Origin of the sequence: Curtobacterium pusillum (assembly GCF_007673235.1) — a bacterium.
In the GTDB taxonomy this organism is placed as follows: domain Bacteria; phylum Actinomycetota; class Actinomycetes; order Actinomycetales; family Microbacteriaceae; genus Curtobacterium; species Curtobacterium pusillum_C.
Genome location: NZ_VDZH01000011.1, coordinates 1 through 5,435 on the forward strand (window position 1 = coordinate 1; position 5,435 = coordinate 5,435).

General features: G+C 67.2%; 5 protein-coding genes. 1 reads left to right on the plus strand and 4 read right to left on the minus strand.

Annotation, left to right across the window (positions count from 1 at the left end):
• Window positions 1-174: 174 nt before the first annotated feature.
• The 4 genes from FS532_RS18355 to dnaK form a co-directional block, all read right to left on the minus strand.
• Window positions 175-585 carry a heat shock protein transcriptional repressor HspR gene (locus FS532_RS18355; RefSeq protein ID WP_144757453.1) on the minus strand — a complete coding sequence of 137 codons (411 nt, stop codon included), beginning with the start codon at window positions 583-585 and terminating at the stop codon, window positions 175-177.
• A gap of 127 nt (window positions 586-712) precedes the next feature.
• Complete coding sequence (locus tag FS532_RS18360) at window positions 713-1,720, minus strand: DnaJ C-terminal domain-containing protein (protein ID WP_144757446.1); 1,008 nt, start codon at window positions 1,718-1,720, stop codon at window positions 713-715.
• Window positions 1,721-1,744: 24 nt separating this feature from the next.
• Window positions 1,745-2,386 carry a nucleotide exchange factor GrpE gene (locus tag FS532_RS18365; protein WP_079238040.1) on the minus strand — a complete coding sequence of 214 codons (642 nt, stop codon included), beginning with the start codon at window positions 2,384-2,386 and terminating at the stop codon, window positions 1,745-1,747.
• Entirely contained in the window at window positions 2,387-4,255 is a 1,869-nt protein-coding gene (dnaK, locus tag FS532_RS18370) for a molecular chaperone DnaK (RefSeq protein WP_144757448.1), read from the minus strand.
• Window positions 4,256-4,523: 268 nt separating this feature from the next.
• Here dnaK and FS532_RS18375 point away from each other — a divergent pair.
• On the plus strand, window positions 4,524-5,435 hold a 912-nt coding region (locus FS532_RS18375), incomplete at its 3' end, for a hypothetical protein (RefSeq protein ID WP_144757451.1).

A 5,435-nucleotide genomic window follows, 5' to 3' on the forward strand; every position in this document is an offset into this window, starting at 1 on the left:
CGGCGAACCGACCGAGGTCCTGACCCGCACCTTCACCACGGTCGCACCCACCAAGTAACACCCACTCCAACGCAACACGCGAGGCCCCCGACACCACCCAGGTGCCGGGGGCCTCACCACTTCCGGAACAGATAAGCAGGCACGAAGTCGAACGTGTCCTGACAGTGCTCCTGTTCAGCGCGGCGGCCGCCAGAGCACGACCTGCGTGTTGCGCTGCGGCCGCGCGCCGGCTCGTAGAGAGATCGCCGCACCGGTGGTCGTCGCCGCGAACACCCGCGCGCCCGGTCGGTTGATGAGCTGGTCGGCGAGGGCGGTCTCGAGTTCGCTCACCCGCTGGCGCAGCGCCCGGTTCTCGTTCTCGAGGTCGAGCACCCGACGGATCCCCTCGAGCGAGACGCCCTCGGACCCGAGCCGCGCGATCTCGCGCAGCTGCGCGACGTCGCGCATCGAGTACCGACGCGACCCGCCGCGTGTCCGGCCCGGCACGACCAGGCCGAGCCGGTCGTACTGCCGCAGCGTCTGCGGGTGCATCTCGGCGAGCTCCGCCGCCATCGCGATCGCGAAGACGGGCGAGTTCTCGTCCATGTCGGTCATGGCGTGTTCCTTTCCGTCGTCCGCATGGTCTGAAAACCAGCCTGGAGGCACGGCGCGCGTTCCTGACGGAGCCGCGCCGTGCCTCCAGGCCGGGTTGTACTGCTGTTGTTGCGTGACGCTAGCTGCGCGCCTTGGCGAGGAGGTCCTCGCGGGGATCTTCATCGGGCAGGGTCTCGGCGAGGGCCTCGACGGCCTCCCGCTGCTTGTCCGACAGGTGCGACGGCACCGCGACCTGGACGGTGGCGAGCAGGTCGCCCGTCCCGTTCTTGGTCGTGACGCCGCGGCCCTTGACACGGAGGACGCGACCCGACGGCGTGCCGGGCGCGACCTTCAGCTTCACCGGGTCGCCACCGAGGGTGGGGACCTGGATCGTCGCGCCGAGCGCTGCCTCGACGAACGTCACGGGGACGTCCAGTCGGAGGTTCTGCCCGTCGCGCTCGAACACCGGGTGCTTCCGGACGGTGACGGTGACGACGAGGTCACCGGCCTCACCGCCGTCGGGCGAGGGTTCCCCGCGCCCGCGCAGGCGGATCTTCTGACCGTCGGCGACACCCGCGGGGATGCGGACGTTCACCGGGCGGCCGTTGCCCTGCGAGAGCTTGACGGTGTCGCCGGCGATCGCGGTGGTGAAGTCGAGCGTGGTCGTCGCGGAGACGTCCCGGCCCTTCGTCGGTCCGCCGAAGCCGCGGTAGCCGCCGGAGGACTGGCCGAAGCCGCCGCCCCCGCCGAACATCCCGCCGAGGATGTCCTCGAAGCCGCTGGCACCGCCTGCTCCGCCCTGGCCGAAGCGGACGCGCTGTCCGCCGCCGCCCTGCTGACCGAACATGCCGCCGAAGACGTCTTCGAAGCCGCCGCCCTGGCCCGGGCCACCCGCGGTGAAGCGGGCGCCCGAGCCCATGGCGCGGACCTGGTCGTACTCCTGCCGCTGCTCCTTGTCGGAGAGCACCGAGTACGCCTCGCTGATCTCCTTGAAGCGGTTCTCGGCGGCGGCGTCACCCGGGTTGGAGTCCGGGTGGTACTGCCGCGCGAGCTTGCGGTACGTCTTCTTCAGCTCGGCGTCGGAGGCGTCCTTGGAGACCCCGAGGACCTTGTAGAAGTCCTTGTCGAACCAGTCCTGACTGGCCATGGATCACCTACCTCCTGTCCGGGTTCAGGCCGGGACCGCCACGGCGACCTTGGCCGCACGGAGGACGCGCTCACCGAGCTTGTAGCCCGGCTCGACGACGTCCGCCACGGTCTGGCCGGTGGCGCCCGGGGTGGGGAGCTGCACGATCGCCTCGTGGATGTTCGGGTCGAAGGACTCGCCCTTCTCGCCGATCTGCACGAGCTTGAACTTCTCGAAGCCGCCGCGGATCTTCTGACCGATGACCTGCATGGGGCCCTCGGTGAGGTCGCCGTGGGCCTCGGCGCGGGTCAGGTCGTCGAGCGCCGGGAGGAGTGCACGAACGACCTCGGCGATCGCGACCTCGCGGTTGGCCTCACGGTCGCGCTCGACGCGCTTCCGGAAGTTCACCAGCTCGGCCTGCGCTCGGAGCATGTCCGCACGCATCTCGGCGACCAGGTCGCGGTCCTCGGTACTCAGCTTGTCCTCGGCGATGCCGCGGGCGGCGTCGGCGAGGAGTGCCTCGTCCTCCGGAGAGAGGTCGGTGGCACCCCCTGCCGGCGCGTCCGTCGGGACCTCGACGTCGGGGCCTTCGGCCTCGATGAGGTCCTCCGGCTGCTCCGCGTTGGTGGCGTCCCCTTCGACCTGGGGTTCGTCCTCGTTCGGGACGTTGTCCTTGGGGTCCGTCATCTACTTCTTGTCCTTGTCGTCCTCGTCGTCCACGACCTCGGCGTCGACGATGTCCTCGTCGTCCTGTGCTGCCTGGTCGTCGGCGGTCGGCTGCTCGCCACCGGCCGCTGCGCCCGCGTCCTGCTGGGCGTAGATGGCCTGGCCGAGCTTGCCCTGCGACTCGTTGAGCTTGTCGAAGGCCGTCTTCACGGCGTCCTCGTCCTCACCCGCGAGGGCGGACTTCAGCGCGTCGACGTCGGCCTGCACCTCGGACTTGACGTCCTCGGGGAGCTTGTCGTCGTTCTCCTTGATGAGCTTCTCGATCGAGTAGACGAGCTGCTCGGCCTGGTTGCGACGCTCGTTCGCCTCACGACGGGCCTTGTCCTCGGCCGCGTGCTCCTCGGCCTCGCGGACCATGCGCTCGATGTCCTCCTTCGGCAGCGACGAGCCGCCGGAGATGACCATCGACTGCTCCTTGCCGGTGCCCTTGTCCTTCGCGGACACGTGCACGATGCCGTTGGCGTCGATGTCGAACGTGACCTCGACCTGCGGGACGCCGCGGGGAGCCGGCGCGATGCCGGTGAGCTCGAAGGTGCCGAGCGGCTTGTTGTCGCGGGTGAACTCGCGCTCGCCCTGGAAGACCTGGATCGCGACCGACGGCTGGTTGTCGTCAGCGGTCGTGAAGGTCTCGCTCCGCTTGGTCGGGATCGCGGTGTTGCGGTCGATGAGCTTCGTCATCAGGCCGCCCTTGGTCTCGATGCCGAGCGACAGCGGCGTGACGTCGATGAGGAGGACGTCCTTGCGCTCGCCCTTCAGGACACCGGCCTGCAGCGCGGCGCCGACGGCGACGACCTCGTCCGGGTTGACGCCCTGGTTCGGGGACTTGCCACCGGTCAGCGACTTGACGACCTCGGCCACGGCGGGCATGCGGGTCGAGCCACCGACGAGCACCACGTGCGCGATGTCGTTGACCGAGACACCCGCTTCCTTGATGACGTCGTTGAAGGGCTTCTTCGTGCGGTCGAGCAGGTCGGAGGTCATCTGCTCGAACTGGGCGCGCGAGATGGTCTCGTCGAGGTTGAGCGGACCGTCGGCCGTCAGCGTCAGGTACGGGAGCTGAATGCTCGCGCTGAGCTGGCTCGACAGCTCCTTCTTGGCCTGCTCGGCAGCTTCCTTGAGGCGCTGCTTCGCGATCTTGTCGGTCGAGAGGTCGACGCCGTGCTCGTCCTTGAACTTCTTGATGAGGAAGTCGACGATGCGCTGGTCCCAGTCGTCACCACCGAGGCGGTTGTCGCCGGAGGTCGCGCGGACCTGGATGGTCGAGAAGTCGTCGTCCTTGCCCACCTCGAGCAAGGAGACGTCGAACGTGCCGCCACCGAGGTCGAAGACCAGGATGAGCTCGTCTTCCTTGCCCTTGTCGAGGCCGTACGCCAGCGCAGCAGCGGTCGGCTCGTTGATGATGCGGAGGACGTTGAGGCCGGCGATCTCACCGGCGTCCTTCGTGGCCTGGCGCTCGGCGTCGTTGAAGTAGGCCGGCACGGTGATGACCGCGTCGGTGACGTCTTCACCGAGGTACTGCTCGGCGTCGCGCTTGAGCTTGCCGAGGGTGCGGGCCGAGATCTCCTGCGGCGTGTACTTCTTGCCGTCGATCTCGGTCGTCCAGTCGGTGCCGATGTGGCGCTTGACCGACGCGATGGTGCGGTCGACGTTCGTGACGGCCTGGCGCTTGGCGGTCTCGCCGACGAGCACCTCGCCGTCCTTGGTGAAGGCGACGATCGACGGCGTGGTGCGGAGGCCCTCGGCGTTCGCGATGACCGTGGGCTCACCGCCCTCGAGCACGCTGACGACCGAGTTGGTGGTTCCGAGGTCGATGCCTACTGCTCGTCCCATGTGGTGTTGCTCCTTCGATTGGTGCGGAAGTCGTTGGACTTGCGTCCGATGGACTCAACTCTACTCCGGACGGGAGGCGCGTCAACCGTGGGTCGGCAAAGTTGCGTTGTTCGCACTCAACTCACAGTAGGTCTCGAGTCGGGATCGCCGTTAGTATATTGGTATGTCACGTGATATTCTGGATGTGCATGCCGTGACGGCCCAGCCATCACGTGTGTGTTTCCCTCCCGTACAGCCGCCATCGCGTGGCCTGTCCTGAAAGATGCACATGTCTCACAAGAACAGGGCTCGAGCCCTGAAGTCCATCGGTGCGGCTGGTCTCGCCGCGGCCACCGTCGTCTCCGGCCTCAGCTTCGGTGCCGCCGCTTCTGCCGCGACCGCCGCATCACCGGCACCGCAGGCCGTGACCCAGGCGAACAGTTCTCGCGTCGTTGGCCCCTGGGTTAGTCGGTCGTCTAGTGATGTCTACACGGCTGTCACGACTCCGTCGCAGGGGGCACAGCTTCTGGGGTATCACGGTAATTCGCTATCCGCAGTCGCCTCTCGCGCCACGGTCTGGTCCTTCCCTGCTGCGGGAGCCACTGGGCCCGTGCGATTCGATGGTTCCGACCTCTGCCTCACCTACTCCGGCGAACGGTACGACGTCAAGACCGCTACCTGCGACGGGTCGCCTGGCCAACAGTTTGTGACGTCTCCGGTGAACCACAGGTTCGCTGCGGGGTACGGCGTTCGCGCAATCGAACCCAAAAACGGAAAGTACGCCTGGATTTCCGAGTCGACCAATGGCAATCCCGCGAACTTCCAGTTCGTTGAAGGTTCGGCTGATGGTCGCGACCCGTGGATTGACACGATTGTGGGTGTTGAGAACTTCGATCCTGCCTTCAGTGCTTCGGTCGAGGCGGGTTCGGTCGACGTGGCTGCTCGAACCGCCAAGCTCGTCGGCTCCTCGGAGCCGAATGCGGATGTGATCATCAATGACACGATTCCGGTGAAGGCGAATGCTGAGGGGGCGTGGTCGAAGGAGCTGACTGGGCTGAAGTTGGGGAAGCAGTCGGTCAAGGTTGAGCAGTTCCTGAACAATGAGCGGGTTGGGGATCCGATCCAGGTTGAGGTGGATCTCGCGGTTGCACCGTTGACGGCGTCGGCGGTGTTCTCGTCGGATCCGAGCGTGCCGGTGCTG

What these genes read in the sequence shown, in the direction of transcription:
- FS532_RS18355 (WP_144757453.1), bottom strand. Translation starts at nt 585, where the DNA reads ATGGACGAGAACTCGCCCGTCTTCGCGATCGCGATGGCGGCGGAGCTC.
- FS532_RS18360 (WP_144757446.1), bottom strand. Translation starts at nt 1,720, where the DNA reads ATGGCCAGTCAGGACTGGTTCGACAAGGACTTCTACAAGGTCCTCGGG.
- FS532_RS18365 (WP_079238040.1), bottom strand. Translation starts at nt 2,386, where the DNA reads ATGACGGACCCCAAGGACAACGTCCCGAACGAGGACGAACCCCAGGTC.
- dnaK (WP_144757448.1), bottom strand. Translation starts at nt 4,255, where the DNA reads ATGGGACGAGCAGTAGGCATCGACCTCGGAACCACCAACTCGGTCGTC.